General features: G+C 65.1%; 17 protein-coding genes and 1 pseudogene. 10 read left to right on the top strand and 8 right to left on the bottom strand.

The window, feature by feature from the left end:
* Positions 1–14: 14 nt before the first annotated feature.
* On the bottom strand, positions 15–1,037 hold the full coding sequence (locus AC07O4_RS16990; protein WP_492736765.1) for a Bug family tripartite tricarboxylate transporter substrate binding protein: 1,023 nt from the start codon (positions 1,035–1,037) through the stop codon (positions 15–17).
* A gap of 65 nt (positions 1,038–1,102) precedes the next feature.
* Between AC07O4_RS16990 and AC07O4_RS16985 the strand changes: the two genes are divergently transcribed.
* The gene (locus AC07O4_RS16985; RefSeq protein ID WP_492736763.1) at positions 1,103–2,038 is read left to right on the top strand and encodes a LysR family transcriptional regulator; all 936 of its coding nucleotides are present in this window, start codon (positions 1,103–1,105) and stop codon (positions 2,036–2,038) included.
* Between the two features lie 325 nt (positions 2,039–2,363).
* On the opposite strand, the gene AC07O4_RS16980 is transcribed toward AC07O4_RS16985, so the two are convergent.
* A complete protein-coding gene (locus AC07O4_RS16980; RefSeq protein WP_492736761.1) occupies positions 2,364–2,828 on the bottom strand; it encodes a LysR substrate-binding domain-containing protein in 465 nt (154 codons plus the stop codon).
* A gap of 1,177 nt (positions 2,829–4,005) precedes the next feature.
* Between AC07O4_RS16980 and AC07O4_RS16975 the strand changes: the two are divergent.
* The 3 genes and pseudogenes from AC07O4_RS16975 to AC07O4_RS16965 form a co-directional block, all read left to right on the top strand.
* A pseudogene (locus AC07O4_RS16975) lies at positions 4,006–4,917 on the top strand (efflux RND transporter permease subunit); the annotation flags it as partial.
* 40 nt (positions 4,918–4,957) lie between these two features.
* Entirely contained in the window at positions 4,958–5,764 is an 807-nt protein-coding gene (locus AC07O4_RS16970) for an oxidoreductase (protein ID WP_070059262.1), read from the top strand.
* 59 nt (positions 5,765–5,823) lie between these two features.
* Entirely contained in the window at positions 5,824–6,738 is a 915-nt protein-coding gene (locus tag AC07O4_RS16965; protein WP_070059261.1) for a LysR family transcriptional regulator, read from the top strand.
* Between the two features lie 532 nt (positions 6,739–7,270).
* Here AC07O4_RS16965 and AC07O4_RS16960 read toward each other — a convergent pair.
* The 6 genes from AC07O4_RS16960 to AC07O4_RS16935 all read right to left on the bottom strand — a co-directional run bounded on the left by AC07O4_RS16960 (position 7,271) and on the right by AC07O4_RS16935 (position 13,085).
* Positions 7,271–8,272: an NADP-dependent oxidoreductase gene (locus tag AC07O4_RS16960; protein WP_492736759.1), complete on the bottom strand. Its 1,002-nt coding sequence runs from the start codon at positions 8,270–8,272 to the stop codon at positions 7,271–7,273.
* A 108-nt stretch (positions 8,273–8,380) separates the two neighbouring features.
* Complete coding sequence (locus AC07O4_RS16955) at positions 8,381–9,211, bottom strand: alpha/beta fold hydrolase (RefSeq protein ID WP_495305167.1); 831 nt, start codon at positions 9,209–9,211, stop codon at positions 8,381–8,383.
* An 11-nt stretch (positions 9,212–9,222) separates the two neighbouring features.
* A complete protein-coding gene (acuI, locus tag AC07O4_RS16950) occupies positions 9,223–10,209 on the bottom strand; it encodes an acrylyl-CoA reductase (NADPH) (RefSeq protein WP_390344587.1) in 987 nt (328 codons plus the stop codon).
* A 34-nt stretch (positions 10,210–10,243) separates the two neighbouring features.
* On the bottom strand, positions 10,244–11,032 hold the full coding sequence (locus tag AC07O4_RS16945; protein WP_070059257.1) for an SDR family NAD(P)-dependent oxidoreductase: 789 nt from the start codon (positions 11,030–11,032) through the stop codon (positions 10,244–10,246).
* Between the two features lie 60 nt (positions 11,033–11,092).
* The gene (locus AC07O4_RS16940; RefSeq protein WP_139701796.1) at positions 11,093–12,187 is read right to left on the bottom strand and encodes an alkene reductase; all 1,095 of its coding nucleotides are present in this window, start codon (positions 12,185–12,187) and stop codon (positions 11,093–11,095) included.
* 52 nt (positions 12,188–12,239) lie between these two features.
* Positions 12,240–13,085 carry an alpha/beta fold hydrolase gene (locus AC07O4_RS16935; protein ID WP_139701795.1) on the bottom strand — a complete coding sequence of 282 codons (846 nt, stop codon included), beginning with the start codon at positions 13,083–13,085 and terminating at the stop codon, positions 12,240–12,242.
* Between the two features lie 132 nt (positions 13,086–13,217).
* On the opposite strand from AC07O4_RS16935, the gene AC07O4_RS16930 reads away from it, so the two are divergent.
* The 6 genes from AC07O4_RS16930 to AC07O4_RS16905 all read left to right on the top strand — a co-directional run bounded on the left by AC07O4_RS16930 (position 13,218) and on the right by AC07O4_RS16905 (position 19,375).
* Positions 13,218–13,823, top strand: coding sequence for a TetR/AcrR family transcriptional regulator (locus tag AC07O4_RS16930; RefSeq protein ID WP_095747520.1), 606 nt, complete (start codon positions 13,218–13,220; stop codon positions 13,821–13,823).
* Positions 13,824–13,969: 146 nt separating this feature from the next.
* Positions 13,970–14,989, top strand: a complete 1,020-nt coding sequence (locus AC07O4_RS16925) for an AraC family transcriptional regulator (RefSeq protein ID WP_495267535.1) — start codon at positions 13,970–13,972, stop codon at positions 14,987–14,989.
* A 149-nt stretch (positions 14,990–15,138) separates the two neighbouring features.
* Entirely contained in the window at positions 15,139–16,533 is a 1,395-nt protein-coding gene (locus tag AC07O4_RS16920; RefSeq protein ID WP_495305166.1) for an MFS transporter, read from the top strand.
* 13 nt (positions 16,534–16,546) lie between these two features.
* Positions 16,547–17,287: a nitroreductase gene (locus tag AC07O4_RS16915; protein WP_159270788.1), complete on the top strand. Its 741-nt coding sequence runs from the start codon at positions 16,547–16,549 to the stop codon at positions 17,285–17,287.
* Complete coding sequence (locus AC07O4_RS16910; RefSeq protein ID WP_492736752.1) at positions 17,284–18,936, top strand: AMP-binding protein; 1,653 nt, start codon at positions 17,284–17,286, stop codon at positions 18,934–18,936. Before AC07O4_RS16915 ends, AC07O4_RS16910 begins: the two co-directional genes overlap by 4 nt.
* Positions 18,929–19,375, top strand: coding sequence for a MaoC family dehydratase (locus tag AC07O4_RS16905; protein ID WP_070059255.1), 447 nt, complete (start codon positions 18,929–18,931; stop codon positions 19,373–19,375). The genes AC07O4_RS16910 and AC07O4_RS16905 overlap by 8 nt, the downstream gene beginning before the upstream one ends.
* Positions 19,376–19,425: the final 50 nt, after the last annotated feature.

The raw sequence follows: 19,425 nt of genomic DNA, 5'->3' as shown, positions 1-19,425 counted from the left end.
GATGGGCTTGAGTTTCAGTTGGCCTTGAGTTGCAGGCTGCGTGTGAGTGCACCCCAGCGCTCGGTATCGCTCTTGACGACGCGCGTGAACTCGTCGGGCGTCATCGTCATCGGCGTGATGCCTTCGGCGTCGAGCTTCTTTTGCAGCTCCGGCCTCGTCATCGCTTCGCGCACCGCTTCGTTGACCTTGCGCACGACTTCGGGCCGCGTCTTCCTCGGTGCCGACAGGCCGACCCAGGAGATCACCGTCAGCTGCTTGTAGCCCAGCTCCTCGAAAGTCGGAACTTGAGGGAGCTCGGGGCTGCGCTTCGGGCTGGACACCGCCAGCACCCTGAGCTTGCCGCTCTGGATGTACTGCATCGACCCGCTCGGCGGAATCACGGTGACAGCGACCTGGCCTCCCAGCACATCCATCAGCGCCGGCGCGCCGCCCTTGTAGGGGATGTGCACGAACGAGGTTTGTGTCGCCTTCTGCAGCAGTTCCATCAACAGATGGCCGGTGCTGCCGGCGCCCGAGCTCGCGTAGTTGATCGCGCCCGGCTCGCGTCTGGCGCGGGCGATCAGATCGGCGAAGGACTCGATGCCGGACTGGCTGTTGACCACCAGCCATTGCGCGCCGCCGCCGATCATTGCGACGTGGGTGAAGTCATTGACGATGTTGAAGGGCACGTTGTCGTACATGCCTTGGGCGATCGTGTTCACCATGCCCGTCATCGTGAGCGTGTAGCCGTCGGATGGGGCCGCGGCGCCCGCCTGGGCGCCGATGATGTTGCCGGCACCAGGCTTGTTGTCGATCACCACCGGTTGCTTGAGCAACGACGCCAGCTCCTGCGAAAGCGGTCGCATGGTGCGGTCGTAGGCGCCGCCGGGCGGGGTCGGCACGATCACCCGGATCGGCTTGGATGGCCAGACCTCGTCCTGCGCATGGGCCGAAAAGGCGCCGAGCAGGCAACAGACAACCGCGAGCAGCGGCCATTTTTTTTTCACGTTTTGTCTCCTGTCGCGTGGCTTGCTGCCCGCCGTTTGTGGAGTTGCCATCATTCCTGAGCAAGCCATCGGCGACAAATTAAAAATGACGCTCTTCCATTAGACTTTCCGATATCTTGAGCCATGACGCGTCCGTCCTCTTCAACCGCCTGCTCGCGCGCGGCAAGTTTCGGCATGTGCAGATCCTCTTGAAAGTGGCAGAGCTGGGCAGCCTCCAGCGGGCGGCGGACTCGATCGGCATGACGCAGTCGTCGGTGACCCAGGGCCTCGCGTACCTGGAACGGCTGCTGGAAGTTCAGCTCTTCGAGCGGCATGCGCGCGGCGCGCGACCCACGCAGGCGTGCGAAGACCTCTTGCCCGTTGCGCGTCGCATGCTGATCGGCGTCGCCGACGGCGCCGAGGTCGTCACCGCGCGACGGCAACGCATCGGCGGCGCCATCCGCCTCGTCGCCTCGGTCGGCGCGATGAACGGGCTCCTGCTCAACGTGCTGCCTCGCTTCGCGCAACGGCATCCGGATGTCACCGTTCACCTCTCGGAAGCCGAAGGGGACGATCAACTGCTGGCCATCGCACGTGGCGAGGCAGATCTCGTGGCATGCCGACGGCCTCCCGTGATCCCGGAAGGCTGGCAGTTCATGCCGGTGCGCGAAGATCGTTTCGCGGTCTTGGCGCGCGCAGACCATCCGCTGGCGCGCAAGCGTTCCCTGGGCTGGCCGCAACTCGCCGACGAGACCTGGCTACTCGTCCCCACGGGTTCGGCCGCCCGTGAGCGATTCGACGAATTGACCGCGAATCTGCCTCACCCGATCCGCACCTATCCGGTCGTCACTCGTTCAACGGCCATGTTGTGGTGGCTCTCGCAGCAAGAAAACCTACTGTCGTTCCTGCCGCTTAGCTTCGTGCGGCCTCTCCTCGATGCCGGTTTGCTGCGCGAGTTGAAGCTACGGCCGCTTTACATGCTCGAGCCACTCGGCTTGATGTTCCCGATCGCAGGACCGTTCGGGGCGTGGCGGCAACTGGTCGACTTTATTAACCCTGAAGTACCGCATTGACAGAGTTTGCGGTGGGCTCGCGGCGCTGCTGTCGATCTGCACCATGGCGCGTGGGCCCAGCCTCGGGTGCCTTGCAGGCAGCGTCCCCTCAGTGCGCGATATCGTGACGTCCTTGGTGTAGCCCGGCAATGAACAGAGGGGATTTGCTTGCAAGCCATGCTGCCTTCGACTGAACCCATGAGTAACTGCTCCGTCTCGCGTCGCTGCCGCGCGCCCCGATGTCCAAGGTTGGCGGCCGTGTCGATCGCGGAAGGGATGATGCCTTCGAGAAGGCCCGGGGGAGCATCAGCACCTTCGACGTTTGCGCCATCCACAACGATGCCGTTCACCCGCTGAGCATCCGCGTCGCGCCCTTGACCAGGGCGTTGTGCAACTCCTGCGTCACGCGCGACGCAGTCACTACCACCAGCGGCACCATGATCCGCTCCCGCAGCGGCCTGGGCTGTACGCCCGCGTAGCGATGCAACGCAAAGGGCGCAGGCAGGCAGGTGCAGCCACGGCCGGCGCCGATCTGGGCGAAGACATGCAACGGATCGGGTGCTGGCGCCTCGGCCTTCGGCCGAAAGCCATGCGCCGTGTACTCGCGCGTGAACTCGTCGTACATGCGTGTGTTCACGCTGCGACTGAAGCGGAAGAATGGCGGCAGGGACTGCAGGTCCCGCACTGCAATGCGCCGCTGGCGCGCGAGATCCGACGTCGCAGGAACGAAGGCCATGAGGGGGACCTCATCGACCAGGTTGCTACGCAGGCGGTACATCGAAGCCGGCCAGAGCACGATGGCGGCGTCCACGCTGATCGACCCCGCCCTGGAGGCACAACCCGATTTCCAGGCCGATCTCGCCGCCTTCCGGCTGACCTACTTCACGGCCTACAACGGCCTCGCCACCGTGGACAGCAAGGGCGAGGAGATCATGCTCAAGGACACGCGCTACGGCATCACCGCTGCCTTCGTCGACACCTATTGGGAGTTCGCGCAGGACAGCGTCGTCGTCATCAACGCCTGCAACAGCGCCAACAGCGCCGACAACGACCGGGTGATCGACTTTCTCGTCGCCTGCCACCGTAAGAACGCGGGCCTCTACCTGGGCTGGACGGAGATCTGCTCGCCGCCGGCCGCCTTTGACATACCGAAGTACTGTGTTGACCGGATGCTGGGCGCCAACCTCTTCAAGCCGCACACGCCGAAGCAACGCGCCTTCACGGGCGAAGAAGTGATCGCCCATATGCAGCGCAAGAATCTCAACCACGACACCGGCAACGGCACCAAGACCGGCGCCTACTTCATCGCCAAGCCCAATCCGCGCAGCGCGGTGAGTCACATCCTCTCGCCGGCGATTCACCATGTCGAGGTCGATGAACTGAACGACCAGCTCAACCTCATCGGCGCTTTCGGTCGCAGGCAGGGCAAGGTCTTCGTCGACGGATCGCAGCGCCAGGTGGTGCGCTGGGAGCATGAGCTCGTCGTCTGCGACCTGCCGCGCGTGGGCGCGGGCTCGCGCGGACCGGTGTGGGTGGAGCTGGGTGCGGATCGCAGCAACCGGCGCACCGTCAGCCAGTGGAACATCCGCATCGACACGCACTGGTTCAAGCAAAACTACCCGGGCCTCGCCGTCGACGGGCCGATACGCACGCGCTGGCGAGCCGACGTAGGGCCGGTGCGCGACACCTGTGGCGAGGAGGTGAAGCGGCCCGTGCGCTATGCGATCGGCACCTATGACTCCACCATGGAGCTGGCGGCAGGCGGCGCCTTCCACGTGCCGCCGGACTGCACGATCACCTGGAGCGGACAAGCCAGCTTCGCCTCGCAGGTGAAGCTGATGCGGGAGCCCGGCGCCGGCGACCGTGTGATCTTCACCTACCTGCGGATCGACCCCGAGTCGAAGCTTGGCGCCATGGGCCTGGCGATGGGCGCGAGCACCGGGCCGTTCGTGGAGCACGGTTGCCGCTCCACCGATACCTTCGCTTCGGCGCTGGGCCTAAGCTCCAATGCCGTGGCGCAACAACTGCAGTTCCTCTTGAGCGGCGTACCTGTGACGACCGTGCGCGAAGACATCCGCACCGTGCAGGTCGTCGCCCGTTCGGCGGGCGACACGCGTCTCGACCCGGCCCGCATCGCGGACTTCACGCTCGCCGGTGCCGGCGGCCAACGCATTCCGCTGTCGCAGGTCGGCCAGGTCGAGATGCGCATGGAAGAGCCGGTCATGCGGCGACGCGACCGCATGCCCACCATCACGGTGCAGGGCGACATCGCCGACGGAACGCAGCCGCCGGACGTGTCGAACGCGATCACCAAGCAGCTGCAGCCGATCATCGACAAGCTGCCCGCGGGCTACCGCGTCGTCCAGGCCGGCTCCATCGAGGAATCGGAGAAGGCGACCGCGGCGATGTTGCCGCTGTTCCCGATCATGCTGGCGGTCACGCTTCTGATCATCATTCTCCAGGTGCGCTCGATGTCGGCGATGGTCATGGTGTTCCTTACCAGCCCGTTGGGACTGATCGGTGTGGTGCCAACTCTGCTCATCTTCCAGCAGGCATTTGGCATCAATGCGCTGGTTGGGCTCATCGCGCTGTCGGGGATTCTGATGCGCAACACGCTGATTCTGCTGGGGCAGATCCACCACAACGAGCAGGAGGGGATGGACCCTTTCCACGCGGTGGTCGAGGCTACGGTGCAGCGAGCGCGGCCCGTGATCCTGACGGCGTTGGCGGCGATCCTCGCGTTCATTCCGCTGACGCATTCGGTGTTCTGGGGCGCATTGGCGTACACGCTGATCGGCGGCACTTTCGCGGGGACGATCCTGACGCTGGTGTTCCTGCCGGCGATGTATTCGATCTGGTTCAGGATCAAACCAGGCAACGCGACCCAGCCCGCGCACTGATGCGCTTCATCATCATTCATCAAGATCGAAGGAACCAGTCATGTCGAGTTCATCAGTCGTCGTAGTGACTGGCGCGTCCTCGGGCATCGGACGTGCCGCCGCGGAAATGTTCGTGGCGCGAGGCTGCCGGGTTTTCGGCACCGTTCGCGAGTTGCGCAAGGCACCCGCGCTGCCTGGTGTGGAGTTCATCGAAATGGACGTCCGCGACGAAGGCTCTGTCCAGAGGGGCATCGAATCCGTCATCGACCGGGCCATGCGCATCGACGTGCTGGTCAACAACGCGGGAATGATGATGATCGGCGCGGTCGAGGAAACCGCGACAGCCGAGGCTGCAGTGCTGTTCGATACCAACGTTTTCGGCATGCTCCGCACGACGCGCGCGGTGCTCCCGTACATGCGTGAAAAACGCCGCGGGCGAATCGTCAACGTGAGTTCCGTGCTCGGTGTGCTTCCGGCTCCGTACATGGGACTCTATGCGGCCACCAAGCACGCAGTGGAAGGGCTGTCGGAGTCGCTGGACCATGAAGTGCGCCAGTTCGGCATTCGTGCCACGCTGGTGCAGCCGGCCTTCACCCGGACCAACCTCGATGCCAATGCGCCCCGTGTCAAGGCGCGGATCGCGGGCTATGACCGCGAACGCGAACTGGTGACGCTCTCCGTGGCCGAGAGCGTGAGCAGTGCGCCCGAGCCGCACGGCGTGGCGAGCACCATCGTCGAGGCGGCGCTGGGCCCGTGGCGAATGCGTTGCACGCCGCCGGGGGAGGCGTCTCTGTTGACGAAATTGCGCCGCTTCATGCCGGCGGGACCGGTGGATGCGAGCCTGAGGAAAAAACTCGGGCTCGTCTGAGCACCTGTCCGAGATGCTTGTACCCAGCGTCGCCCTGACCAACAAGAAGGAGAACATTTGTGGACAGCCTGGATCTCCTGCGCACATTCAGCGAGGTCGCCACTTCGGGGAGCTTCTCCCGCACGGCCAAGCATCTTTCGCTGTCCAAGGGCACCGTCAGCAAATACATCGCGGCACTCGAGAGCCGGTTCGGTGTCAGATTGCTGAACCGGACCAGCCATGCCGTCAGCCTGACGGACGCCGGCGCCTTGCTGCTCGAAAGAAGCAGGCCCATGCTCGAACTGGCCGACGTCACGCAAGCCGAGCTCCAGGACCGCGCGCGGATCCCCAGCGGGCGCGTGCGCATCTCGGCGCCTTACGGCATGGAACTGACCGAATTGCCGGCATTGATCAACGCCTTTCTTGGCCACTATCCGGAGGTCAGCATCAGTCTCGTGCTCACAAACCGCATGGTCGATCTTGCGGAGGAAGGCGTCGACATCGCGCTTCGCTTCGGCGCGTCAGCCAATGAGAACCTGATCGTTCGAAAACTGGTATCGATGGAGCTCACTGTCTGCGCGGCTCCCGTTTACTGGCGTAAGCATGGTGTGCCAGCTCATCCGGGCGAACTTGCGCATCACATCGCGCTGTTCAGCAGCCATCTGAATCCGCTGCCCAAGTGGCGCTTCGAAGTCGACGGTCAGCCACTCGAGGTCCCGGTCCGTGGACCGTTGGATGCGACGGAAGCCAGTCCGCTCATCCAGGCGGCGCTGCTTGGCGCAGGCGTCGTCTACTTGCCCTCGGTGATGCTCGCGCCTTACGTCGAGAGCGGGCGATTGGTGCCCGTGCTGTCGGAGTTCGTGCGCAGCGACATGTGGCTGTCCGCTGTGTACCTGGAGCGCAGGCACAGCACGGCGGTGCATCGGGCACTGCTGGATTTTCTCGTGAGCCGGTTGAAGCCTACAGGTTCGCGGATGAGGATCGACGCGCAGTGAGCTGGCAACGTGCGAAGGATGCGCGCCTCCCTGCGGGTTGTCACTGAAGCGAGCAGGATCGCGCAACCAGCTTGCTGCGGCGTGACCAGGCGCCCTGATGTCGTCCGCTGGGACGGCCACGTCGTAGTCCAAGTCCTTCGGGATCTCGAAGGTTTCGAACTCCGCGTTTCTGCGGGAGGCCTTTGATGTGGATTCCCACGCTCATTGGCCCCACTTTTCCATCGAACGCTGACCCGCTTCTGCGCACCGATGCGCAGAACCACAGGCGTGCGCGTTGGAATACAGGCGGTTCAAGCGTCAGCGAAAATGTGGGTCCACGCGTCGATGGCCGCACCGATGCCGCTAGATGCGCCGGTCACCAGCGCGCGCTTGCCGATGCGGGCGGTTGTGTATGAACTCAAGGTCGATCCCCTGGTCATGCAGAGCGGGTACAGAACGCCAAGGCCACCGGAGGCTTGCGCGTCGGCCGTGCGATGGCCTGAGTCGGCGGGGCAAGGGCCTGATCAAAGACGCTAGCGCAGGCAGGCGGCAGCTACACCACTTGCACCACGACCTTGCCCTTGGCGCGCCCACTGTCGACGTAGGCCAACGCTTTGTGGGTGTCCTGAAATGGGAACACTTTGTCGACGATCGGGCGGATGGCGCCTGACTCGATGAGGGCGGTGATCTCTCGCAACTGCGCCCCATCGGCCCGCATGAAGACGAAGGTGTAGTGGCCCCCGTTCTTCTTTGCCTTGTTCCTGATGCCGAAACTCAACAGGCGCAGCACTTGCCTGAGCGGCCAGACCAGTCCTCGCGCGATGGCGAACGCCGGGGTGGGCGGCCCCGAGATGGAGATGAGATGCCCGCCCGGCTTGAGAACCTGGAGGGATTTGTTCAGCTCGCCGTTGCCGAGGCTGTTCAACACCACGTCGTAGTCGCGGAGCACCGTGGCGAAATCCTGCTGCTTGTAATCGATGACGACGTCCGCGCCCAAGGCCTTCACCCAGGCGACGTTGGCCGTGCTGGTGGTCGTGGCCACGAATGCCCCGAGATGCTTGGCAAGCTGGATGGCGATGGTGCCGACGCCGCCGGAGCCGGCATGGATCAGGACCTTCTGCCCCTTTTTCAGCTTGGCGGTTTCGACCAGCACCTGCCAGGCGGTCAGGGCCACCAGAGGAACGGATGCGGCCTCGACCATGCTGAGATTCTTGGGCTTCAGCGCCAGCGACGATTCCTTGACGGCGATGAACTCAGCGAAGGTGCCGATGCGATCGTCGTCGGGGCGCGCATAGACCTCGTCGCCCGGTTTGAAGCTGCGAACGCGAGCGCCGACCCGCTCAACCGTACCGGCCAGGTCGTTGCCCAGGATCAGGGGGAAGTGGTAGGGAAGAATCAATTTGAATTCGCCGCTCTTGATCTTCGAGTCCAGGGCATTGATGCTCGCCGCGTGGATCTGGATTAGGACGTCATCGTCCCGCACCTCGGGCTCGGGCGTTTCGCCGATGCGGCCAACTTCATTCTTTCCGTAACGATCGATGATGAACGCTTTCATGGGCGACTTTTTTCCAGAGTGTTTGATTGAATGCGCTTCGGGCAGCCCCGCCCCACAGGGGGCGGTCGGGAAAGTCGGCCTGAAGCCGGTTGCAAAAGATGCCGTCGTTCAGTCATTGAGAAAGGCCAGCGCCTTGGGCACGAATTCGCCGTGATACTGGAAAATCCCGCCATGCCCAGCGTCTTTGTAGATGACCAGTTGTGAGCCTGGGATGCGACGCGCCATGTCGTGACTGTTCACGGTGGGAACCATGATGTCGTTGTCGCCATTGGCGATCAACACAGGGATGCGGATGCCGCCCAGATCCTGGGGCGCCTGCTGGCCCCAGGCCTTGGTGGCCTTCAGCTGTCGCAGGAAGGCAGGGGGCATCGGTTCCTTGTCCCGATCCGCCTTGCGCTCCTTCAGTCGCTCCAGGAAGGCTTTCGCGGCTTGACGACCGTTGGCCGTGGAGGTGAAGAACAGAAAGGTCTTCGGATCCCGCAGCGTCAGCAGGCCTTTGACTATCAGCGGCCAGGAGACCGCTCCGACCCGTTCGATGCCTGTGCCGCCTGCCGGCCCTGTGCCGGTCAGGATGAGTCGGCGCACCAGGCCGGGGGCTTTCAGCACGATGTCCTGCGCCACGAATCCTCCGAGGGAGAAGCCAAGCAGATCAATCTTCTCGAAGCCCAGTGCGTGGACCAGCGCGATCGCATCCCGCGCCATCGCATCGATGGTCACAGGCGCTGTTCCGCCTGAAGCGCCGATCCCTCGGTAGTCGATGGCGATGATGCGATGCCTGCGGGCAAGTCCATCGACGATCCGCGGGTCGAAATTGTCGAGGACCGCGCCCCAGTGGTTGAGCAGGACCAGAGGCACGCCATCGCGCGGCCCCAGGTCGCGGTACGCGAATGCAGTCCCGTCGACATCGATCGAGAGGTTGGGAGCGTCGATGAAGGGCATGCGCGATCCGGTCAGGCGTTCACATCCACGATGGTGCGCCCCTGGACCTTCCCTGCGAGTACCTGGCTGGCAACGTCAGGAACCTCTGCCAATCCGATCACCTTGGTGGTCCGTGCCAGCTTGTCCAGGTCCAGGTCGCTGGCCAGACGCGACCACGCCTGCAGCCGCGCAGGCTGCGGCGCATTGACCGAGTCGATACCGGCGAGGGTGACGTTGCGCAGGATGAAGGGCAGGACGGATGCCGGCAGGTCCGCGCCCTGTGCGAGCCCGAAGGCCGCGACCACGCCGCGATACCGGGTCTGCGCCAGGACGTTTGCCAAGGTATGGCTGCCGACCGAATCGATGGCCCCGGCCCATCGCTCCTTGGCGATCGGTGCGCCCGCTTCGGACAGGGTGTGACGGTCGATGATGTCCGCCGCGCCCAGCGCACGCAGGTAATCGGATTCCTCGAGACGCCCGGTCGACGCGATCACGCGATAGCCCAGGCTCGACAGCAGCGCGATCGCCACGGAGCCGGCGCCGCCATTGGCGCCCGTCACCAGGATGTCGCCGTGCTCGGGCGTCAGGCCACCATGCTCGAGCGCGAGCACCGACAGCATGGCGGTGTACCCGGCGGTGCCGACGGCCATGGCATCCCGGGTCGAAAACACCTCGGGAACCTTGACCAGCCAATCACCGCTCACCCGCGCCTTTTGCGCAAAGCCGCCGTGGTGCGTCTGGCTCAGTCCCCAGCCGTTGGCCAGCACACGGTCGCCGGCTGCGATGCCGGGATAAGTCGACGACTCGACGACACCGGCAAAGTCGATGCCCGGAATCAGCGGAAACTGGCGAATGACCGGTGACCGGCCACTGAGCGCCATCGCGTCCTTGTAGTTCACCGTCGAGTACTCGACCGCGACGGTGACGTCGCCCGGCATCAGGTCCTCTTCCTTGAAGTCGACCAGGCTGCTTGAAATGGTGTCGCCGGTCTTGCTGGCGAGCAGTGCCTTGAATGTCATGTGCTGTTCCTTCCGTTCTGGCGTTCTTGCCGTTTCAGGCGGCGGTTCGATAGCGCTCCGCCACGTGCGCCTGCCGAATGTCCGCGACCAGGGCCTGACGTGCCGTGTTCAGCACTTCCCAGCGCGCGGCATCGTGCAACGGCGGGATGGTCACGAGTTCACGGCGGTCGAATCCGGTCAGCGCGGCATCCACCAGCTCTTCTACTCCCATCAGGTCGGGCATCGCACGGGTATCGATGCCCGCGCGCTCCCAGATCTCGGTGCGGGTGCCGGCCGGCAACACCGCCTGCACGTAGACGCCCTTGGGCGCGAGCTCCAGGCTCAACCCCTGGGACAGGAACAGCACGAAGGCCTTGGTCGCGCCGTAGACCGACATGCCGAACTCGGGCGCCAAGCCGACCACCGAGCCGATGTTGACGATCGCGCCTTTGCCGGCCTGCACCAGGCGCGGGGCGATGGCGCTCGCCAGCCTCACGAGTGCGGTGGTGTTGAGGCTGACCAAGCGGGCGACATCGTCTGTCGACTGGTCGATGAACGGGCCGGACAGTGCGGCCCCGGCGTTGTTGATCAGGGTCTCGATCCTGGCGTCCTCGCGCAGTCGCGTCTCGACGGCGGCCAGGTCGCCGGGTTGGGTCAGATCGGCCGCAAGGATATCGACGGCAGCGCCGGTTTCCTCACGCAGGCGCGCCGCGAGCGTTTCCAGCCGCGCCTTGTCGCGCGCCACCAGCACGAGGTCGTGGCCGCGGCGTGCGAAGCGGTCGGCATAGATGGCGCCAATGCCGGTCGAGGCGCCCGTGATGAGAACAGTGGAATGAGAGGTCATGTGTTTTGCTCGTGATCGAAAGGGTGAGTCCATGCCGCGATATGCAGCGTGGAAAAACGACTACCGGACGCTGGAATCAGCGAGGGTCGGATAGTCGATGTAGCCTTTGGCGCCACCGCCATACAGCGTGGTGGGGTCCAGCGCGGCGAGGGGTGCGCCGATCTCCAGCCTTTCGACCAGATCGGGGTTGCTGATGAAGGGGCGGCCGAAGACGAACAGGTCGGCCTTGTCCTCGATCAGGCGGGCGTTGGCCAGTTCGAGGTCATACCCGTTGTTGGCCAGGTAGGTGTTCTTGAAGCGAGTGCGCAAGGCGTCGAAATCGAACGGTGCGGCATCGCGCGGACCCCCGGTGGCGCCTTCGACCACATGCAGGTAGACGATGCCCATCGCATTGAGTTGCTCGGCGATGTAGTCGTACTGCGACTGCGGATCGCTGGACGAAATGGCGCCGGCCGACGACACCGGCGAGAGGCGCACACCGGTGCGCTCGGCACCGATTTCCTTCGCCACGGCGGCCGTGACTTCGAGCAACAGGCGCGCGCGGTTCTCGATGGAGCCGCCGTACGCGTCCGTCCGGGTGTTGGCACCGTCCTTGATGAACTGCTCCAGCAGGTAGCCGTTGGCACCGTGGACCTCGACGCCGTCGAACCCCGCAGTGATTGCATGGGCCGCAGCCTGGCGGAAATCCTCGACGATGCCTGGAATCTCATCCAGGGTCAGGGCACGTGGCTCAGAGACGTCATGAAAACCGTTGTTGACGAAGGTCTTGGTCGCGGCGCGGATGGGGGAGGGGGCCACCGGCGCGGTGCCACCAGGGCGCAGGTCGACGTGGGAGATACGGCCCACGTGCCACAACTGCACGAAGATCCGCCCGCCCTTGGCGTGAACGGCGTCGGTCACCTTGCGCCAGCCGTCGATCTGCTGCGGCGTGTACAGACCCGGGGTGTCCTGGTAGCCCTGGGCATCGGCCGAGATCTGGGTGGCCTCGGTGATGATCAGGCCCGCCGAGGCGCGCTGACCGTAGTAGGTGGCGGCGTACTCGCTGGGCACCAGACCCGCGCCTGCCCGATTGCGCGTCAGCGGCGCCATCACGATGCGGTTGGACAGTTGGAGTGAGCCAAGTGTGTAGGGCTCGAAGAGCGTCTTGTCAGTCATGCTTGTTTGCTGTGTCGTCGTTGATCGGGCGGGGACGGGATGCGCTACGGCATCACTCCTCGAGGAACTGGATCGCGTGTTGCAGGAAGCGCTCGGGATACTGGAACTGCGCGCCGTGTCCGGCGTCGGGATAGATCAACAGCTGCGCGTTGGGAATGTTCTGCGACAGATGCCAGGAGTTGATCGTGGGAATCATGATGTCGTCGACGCCGTTGAGCACCAGGGTCGGCTGCGTGACGGCGTTCAGGAAGGCATAGGGGTTCGCACCCGGCAGCGGCTGCAGGTAGGCGGCGTGCGCCTCGGCTTGGGCTTGAGCGACGGCCATCGAGCTGGGCGGGTCCTGGTCGGCGCGCTGGTGGCGGCGCTCCCAGAAGGCCAGACCCGCCTGCTTGGCAGCTTCCGAGCGGCCGAAGAACAGGTAGAGAAAGTCATCCGCGGTCGGCACGGGGTTCGGCGCGACCTCCAGCACCCTGGGCTCCATCTTCGGATCGCCGCCGCGCAGTCCGGTGCCGAGCAGGACGAGCTTTCGAACCAGTTGCGGGTGACGCAGCACGACCTCCTGCACCTGGAAGCCCCCGATCGAGAAACCAAGCAGATCGACCTGGGACAGACCCAGCGCCCGGATCACCAGGGCGATGTCGTCCGCCATGTCTTCGATCCGGTTGCGGGGCGTGCCGGTCGAGGAGGCAATGCCGCGACCGTTGTAAAGGATGACCTCGCGGCCTGCGGCCAGACCATCGGTCAACAGGGGATCCCAGTGGTCCAGGCCGCCGCGGAAATGCTGGACGAAGAACAGAGGGGGCTGTCCGCTGGAGGTGTTGCCCCAGCGGCGATGGGCGAATTTGTCGCCATCCACTTCGACGAAGCGGGTGGGTGCGGTCAGGTGGGTATCGCTCATTTTCGGAAGCCTTCCAAGGTAAGTTGGCCTAATGATGTCGATCATCATCTTTGATGTCAAGGACTTTGATGATGATCGACATCAATGTATATTCATGGCTTCACCGATGGCACATCTAGAGAGGTCCTGGACATGAAGGTCACCAAGGCGCAGGCACAGGCGAACCGGGCGCACATCGTCGAGACGGCCTCCACGCTGTTTCGCGAGCGTGGTTACGACGGGGTGGGGATTGCGGACTTGATGGCGTTCGCAGGCTTTACCCACGGCGGGTTCTATAAGCACTTCGAATCCAAGGCCGACCTGATGGCGCAAGCCGCGACTTGCGGTTTTGCGCAGACGGCCGCCAAGGCCGAAGGCGTCGATGCGATGGCATTTGTCCATCACTATCTGTCCCGTGAACACCGAGATGCACCGGGTGACGGTTGCACGATGGCCGCCCTGTGTGCAGATGCTGCGCGCCAACCGGAGTCGATCAAGACGGCGTTTGCGACCGGCATTGAAAACCTGCTGGTGACCCTGGGAAACCAGTTCGACGCGCCAGAGGAGGACGATCAGGGCGGCGACGCACGCGCCAGGCGGATCGACCTCATTGCGCAGGCAGTCGGTGCCATCGTGCTGTCGCGGGCGTGTCCTGACGACTCGCCACTGGCCGATGAAATTCTGGATGTCTGCCGCAGCGCCGTACTGTCGAGGCTTTCCTCGATGACGCCTGGCGCTTCCGGTTCCCAGAGCACCTAGTCGCACAATTTCCGCGACAGCCCACGACAGAGGTCGGCGGCATCTCATTGCTGCAGACGCTGCGGGTCCCCTGAGGCCGCATCCTGCACAGCGCGAAACGCGCTTATAAAGAGCTCGCCCCACCACTGATTCTTGAGCGAGTGCGTATGAAGTCTGCAGGCTTGAAGGGAACCGTGTCCATTGAACTGGTGCACGAGGCGATCCACGCCGCGGCGCTGAGAAACATGGACATCAGCAGCGTCCTCGAAAGCGCCAAGATTGATCGTGAGCTGTTGAACGCGCCGCGCGCGCGCATCTCGGCGGCGGCGTACTCGCAGATGTGGGTGGCGCTGGCCGACCTGATGGACGACGAGTTCTTCGGCCTGGACAGCCACGGGCTTCGCCGCGGCAGCTATGCGCTCATGACGCGCGCCGCCGTCAACGCCGACAACCTCGCGCACGCATTGCGCCGCATCCTGAGGTTCCTCCACGCCACGCTGGACGACTTCCGCGGCGAGCTGGTCTGCGATGGCGACGAGGCGCGCATCGTCCTGCATGACGGCGGCGTGCTGCGCCGGCTGTTCGGCTACGGCACCTGGTTCATCCTCGTTCATGGCCTGGCGTGCTGGCTCGTGCACCGGCGCATTCCCCTGCGCGAGATGCAGTTCCGGTGCCCGCCGCCCGGCGACGACAGCCACTACCGCACGCGCTTCTGCGAGAACGTGAAGTTCAACGGAGAGACTACGCACATCAGCTTCGCCAGCGATCTGCTGGACCTGAAGATCGCGGAGTTGCCCGCCACGGTCAACAACTTCCTGAGGGAAGCGCCGGCCAACCTGCTGGTCAAGTACCGCAACGATGCAAGCACCAGCGCCCAGGTGCGCAACAGGTTGCGCAGCCAGATGCCCGAGGCGTGGCCCGAACTCGAAAAGCTCGCACAGGAACTCTGCGTTTCCGGCACCACGCTGCAACGCCGCTTGCAGCAGGAGGGCGTGAGCTACCAGCGCGTGAAGGACGACCTGCGGCGCGACATCGCCATCGACCTCTTGTCGAGTGCGTCGCTGACGGTGGCCGAAGTCGCTGCCCGCACCGGCTTCCAGGAAACCAGCGCCTTCCATCGCGCCTTCAAGAAATGGACAGGCGTCAGCCCGGGCGCCTATCGCTCGTCCGCGCCCGCGCCGCAATAAGCCGAAGCTCCGGCGTCCGGCAGGGATGCCGACATGTCCGAACGCCCCATCCAGATCGAGACGCGCGGGCATGGAAGCGTGCCGCCTGCAGAACTAACCTCCCGTCGACATCGCATCTCGCGACAGATCAAACGACAGGAGACAAAAACATGCAGCAGGCCGGCAAGCAGGTCGATATTCACGCGTTGGCGGGGCACTCCCGGTTCAACGGCTTTCACGGGCTCGTGCTCTGGTGGTGCGTGTTGATCCTGGTCATCGACGGCTATGACCTGGCGGTCGTGGGTGCCGCGCTGCCATCGATCATGAAAGACATGGGCGTCGACGCCACGAGCGCCGGCGTCATGGCCGGGTCGGCGTTGTTCGGAACCATGCTGGGCGCGATCTTCCTGGGCACCTTGGCAGACCGCATCGGCCGCCCTCGCATGATCGCGGTGTGCGTGGCGCTCTTCAGTGTCTTCACGGCGCTGACCGGGCTGGCCACCGAACCCATCGGCTTCAGCGTCGCCCGCTTCATCGCGGGCCTCGGCATCGGCGGGGTGTTGCCCATCGTGACCGCGCAGATGGGCGAGTTCGCCCCGGTGAAGCTGCGCACGCGCCTGGTGACGATGGTTTTCGCGGGCTACTCCGTAGGCGGCATTCTGGTTGCGCTCACTGCCAAGCAGCTCATCGAGAGCCACGGATGGCAATGGGTGTTCTATGTGGCCGGCCTGCCCGTGCTACTGATTCCGCTCATCCTGAAAACGATGCCCGAATCGCTGTCGTTTCTTCTCAAGAAGGGTGACCAGCGGCAGCTCGGGGAGATCGCGGCCAAGCTCGCGCCGGAGCAGCCGAACGCAGCCGGCATCGTGTATGTCGGCGCGTCCACCGACCGCCTGCACGACGCGCCGGTGCGCACCCTGTTCGACGCCGGACGCGCGTTCAGCACCGTGATGATCTGGGTGGCTTTCATGACGGGGCTGTTCATGGTCTACGCGCTGAACTCCTGGCTGACCAAGCTCATGGCCATGGCGGGATACAGCCTGGGCTCGGCCCTGAACTTCGTGATCGTCTTCAACGTCGGTGCGATCGTGGGCGCGATCGGCGGCGGCTTGCTGAGCGACAAGTTCAACATCAAGCATGTGCTGGTGGCGTTCTACGTGGTCGGGGCTGCGTCGCTGGCCGCGCTCGCATACACGAAATCGACCGAGCTGCTGTTCGTTGCCGTGTTCGTGGTGGGGGCGTCCACGCTCGGAACGCAACTGCTGGCCTATGCCTACGCCGGCGATTTCTATCCACCGGCCGTGCGTTCGACGGGTGTCGGCTTTGCCTCGGGTGTCGGCCGTATCGGCGCCATTGCCGCGCCGATCCTGATCGGCTGGCTCGTGTCGCTGAGCCTGCCCATCGAGCAGAACTTCATGGCGATCGCCCTGGCCGGCGTCATCGGCGCGGCAGCGGTGTCGTTCGTGAACCAGTCGCGCGCCGCGTCGACCCAGGCCAAGGCCGCGCGCGCGGCCACCGGCGAAGTGGGCCGTGTGGACGGGGCGATTCGCCCGGCTTCGAAATAGCAAGGAAACCTCAATGAACCGAATGATGGCGCCACCGCTGGAGGCACACGCGCTGCAAGGAGCGGTCGACTGGGCCATTGCCACCCGGCGCAGCGTCAGGGCGTTCTTGCCCCGGCCGGTGCCCCGGGAAGAGGTCGAGGCGATCCTCTCGACGGCGCGCTACAGCGCCTCCGGCATGAACATGCAGCCCTGGCATGTGCATGTGCTGACGGGGCCTGCCAAGGCCCGTCTGTCGGCGGCGATTGCCGTGCTCGACGACGATCCCGGCCGGTCGGGCGAGCTGCTCGAGCCCTACGACTACTACCCGCGCGAATGGTGTTCTCCCTACCTGGAGCGGCGCCGCAAGGTCGGCTGGGACCTCTACGGATTGCTCGGCATCGCCAAGGGCGACAAGCAGCGCATGCACCTGCAGCACGGTCGCAACTACCGCTTCTTCGATGCGCCCGTGGGCCTGTTCTTCACGGTGGACCGCGAACTCGAGGAGGGCAGCCTGCTGGACTACGGCATGTTCCTGCAGAGCGTGATGGTGGCCGCGCGCGGCCGCAACCTCCACACCTGCCCGCAGGCCGCGTTCCTGAAATTCCATCGCCAGATCGCGGACCTGCTGGACATTCCCGCCGGCCAGATGCTGGTCTGCGGCATGAGCCTGGGCTACGCCGACACCTCGTCGGTCGAGAACTCGCTCGTCACCGAGCGCGAGCCAGTCTCCGCGTTTACGACCTTCCACGACACCTCCAAGGAGACCACCGCATGAGCGCGCCATCCTATGCACGGGGCCTCGAACGCTGCGCGGCAAATCATGTGCCGCTCACGCCGCTGGGCTTTCTCGACCGCGCGGCGCTCGCGCATCCGAACCGCGTGGCGGTGGTGCACGGCGAGCTGACGCGAACCTGGGCGCAGACGCGCGAGCGCTGCCATCGCCTGGCGTCCGCGCTGGCGATGCGAGGCATCGAACCGGGCGACACCGTCTCGGTGCTCGCGCCCAACACGCCGGCCATGCTGGAGGCCCACTTCGGCATTCCGCTGGCCGGCGCGGTGCTCAACGCAATCAACCATCGCCTGGATGCCGAAGGCATCGCGTTCATCCTGCGCCACGGCGAGTGCAAATTGCTGATGGTCGATCGCGAGTTCGCCGCCACGGTGGCCGCAGCGCTGAAGCTGCTCGACCGTGCGCCTGCGGTCATCGACATCAACGACCACCTCGCACCACCCGGCGAACCCATCGGCGAGACCGACTACGAATCGCTGCTGGCGAACGGAGACCCGGACTTTGCCGGTCGCTGGCCCAGCGACGAGTGGCAACCCATCGCCCTGAACTACACCTCCGGCACGACCGGAGACCCCAAGGGCGTGGTCGCCAGCCATCGCGGCACCTACCTCATGAGCCTGCTGCAGATCACGAACTGGGCGATGCCACGGGCGCCGAAGTACCTGTGGACCTTGCCCATGTTCCACGCGAACGGATGGTGCTTCACCTGGGCCGTGACTGCGGCGGCGGGCACCCATGTCTGCCTGCGCCGGGTGTCTGCCGACGCCGTGCTGGAGGCCATCGAGCGCCATCAGATCGATCACCTCTGCGCAGCGCCGGTCGTGATGGCGATGCTCGCGGACGCGGCGAAAGATACCCGGCTGCCGCGCCCCGTGCGCGTGCTCACGGCCGGCTCACCGCCGCCGCTCGCCGTGCTGAACGCGGTGCTGGCGATGGGCTTCGACGTGGAGCACGTCTTCGGAATCACGGAGGTTTCCGGCACGCCGGTGAGTTGCGTGTGGCAGGACGGCTGGGACGACCTAGCGCCCGCCGAGCAGGGGGCGCTGCGCGTGCGCCAGGGCGTGCGCGCCGCCATGTTCGAAGGCCTCATGGTCGGCGATGCCGACACCCTCGAACCCGTCGTGCCCGACGGCAAATCGGCGGGCGAGCTCATGTTGCGCGGCAACACCGTGATGATGGGCTACTTCAAGAACGAGGCGGCAACGCGCAAGGCGCTCGCCGACGGCTGGTTCCGCACCGGTGACGTCGCGGTCCTGCATGCCAACGGGTATGCGCAGATCACCGACCGGTCGAAGGACGTGATCATTTCGGGCGGCGAGAACATCTCGTCGGTCGAAATCGAAGACGTCATCCATGGACACCCGGCGGTGCTGCATGCCGCCGTGGTGGCGCAGCCCGACCCCAAGTGGGGCGAGGTGCCGTGCGTGTTCATCGAGCTGAAGGCCGGTGTCGCCGCGCCCAGCGAGCAGGAGATCATTGCGTTCTGCCGCGAGCGGCTGGCGCACTTCAAGTGTCCGCGCCGCGTGATCTTCACCCCCTTGCCGAAGACGGCCACGGGAAAGATCCAGAAGTTCCGCTTGCGCCAGCAGGCCGGAAGTCAGGACGCCATCACCCGGCTCGCGAGCCATGGCTGAGTGCGAAGCGGCCGCGGCCCTGGGGCCTGTCGGGCCCGGCTATCGCTTCTCGCGACCCCACACCTTCGACGAAGCGCAAGTGCGTGCCTTCGCGCTGGCCGCGGGAGACGAGAACCCGCTGCACCATGATGCCGCGTTTGCACAGGGCACGCGCTTCGGCGGCTTGATCGCCAGTGCGACCCACACCACCTCGCTGCTGATGGGGCTGACCGCCAGCCACTTCGCTACGAGGGGGAAGGTGCTGGGCATGAACTTCTCGGTCGACCTGCTGCGTCCCGTACGGGCGAGCGAGACGGTACTCATCGAGTGGCGCGTGACGTCGATGGCCGCGCATTCGAAGGGCGGCTGCGTTCTCGAATTGCAAGGTGCGATCAAGAGCGCAGACGACAGGACCAGCGTGCTCGCGCAGGGCACGGTGCTTTTCACGCCCGCCGCATGAGTGCTTTCCGCGCCAGCGTGCGCGTTCACGGGGGCATTGCCCCAACAAGG

The organism is Variovorax sp. GW821-FHT09D04, from assembly GCF_059416405.1.
This window is presented reverse-complemented; position numbering and strand designations above follow the sequence as displayed.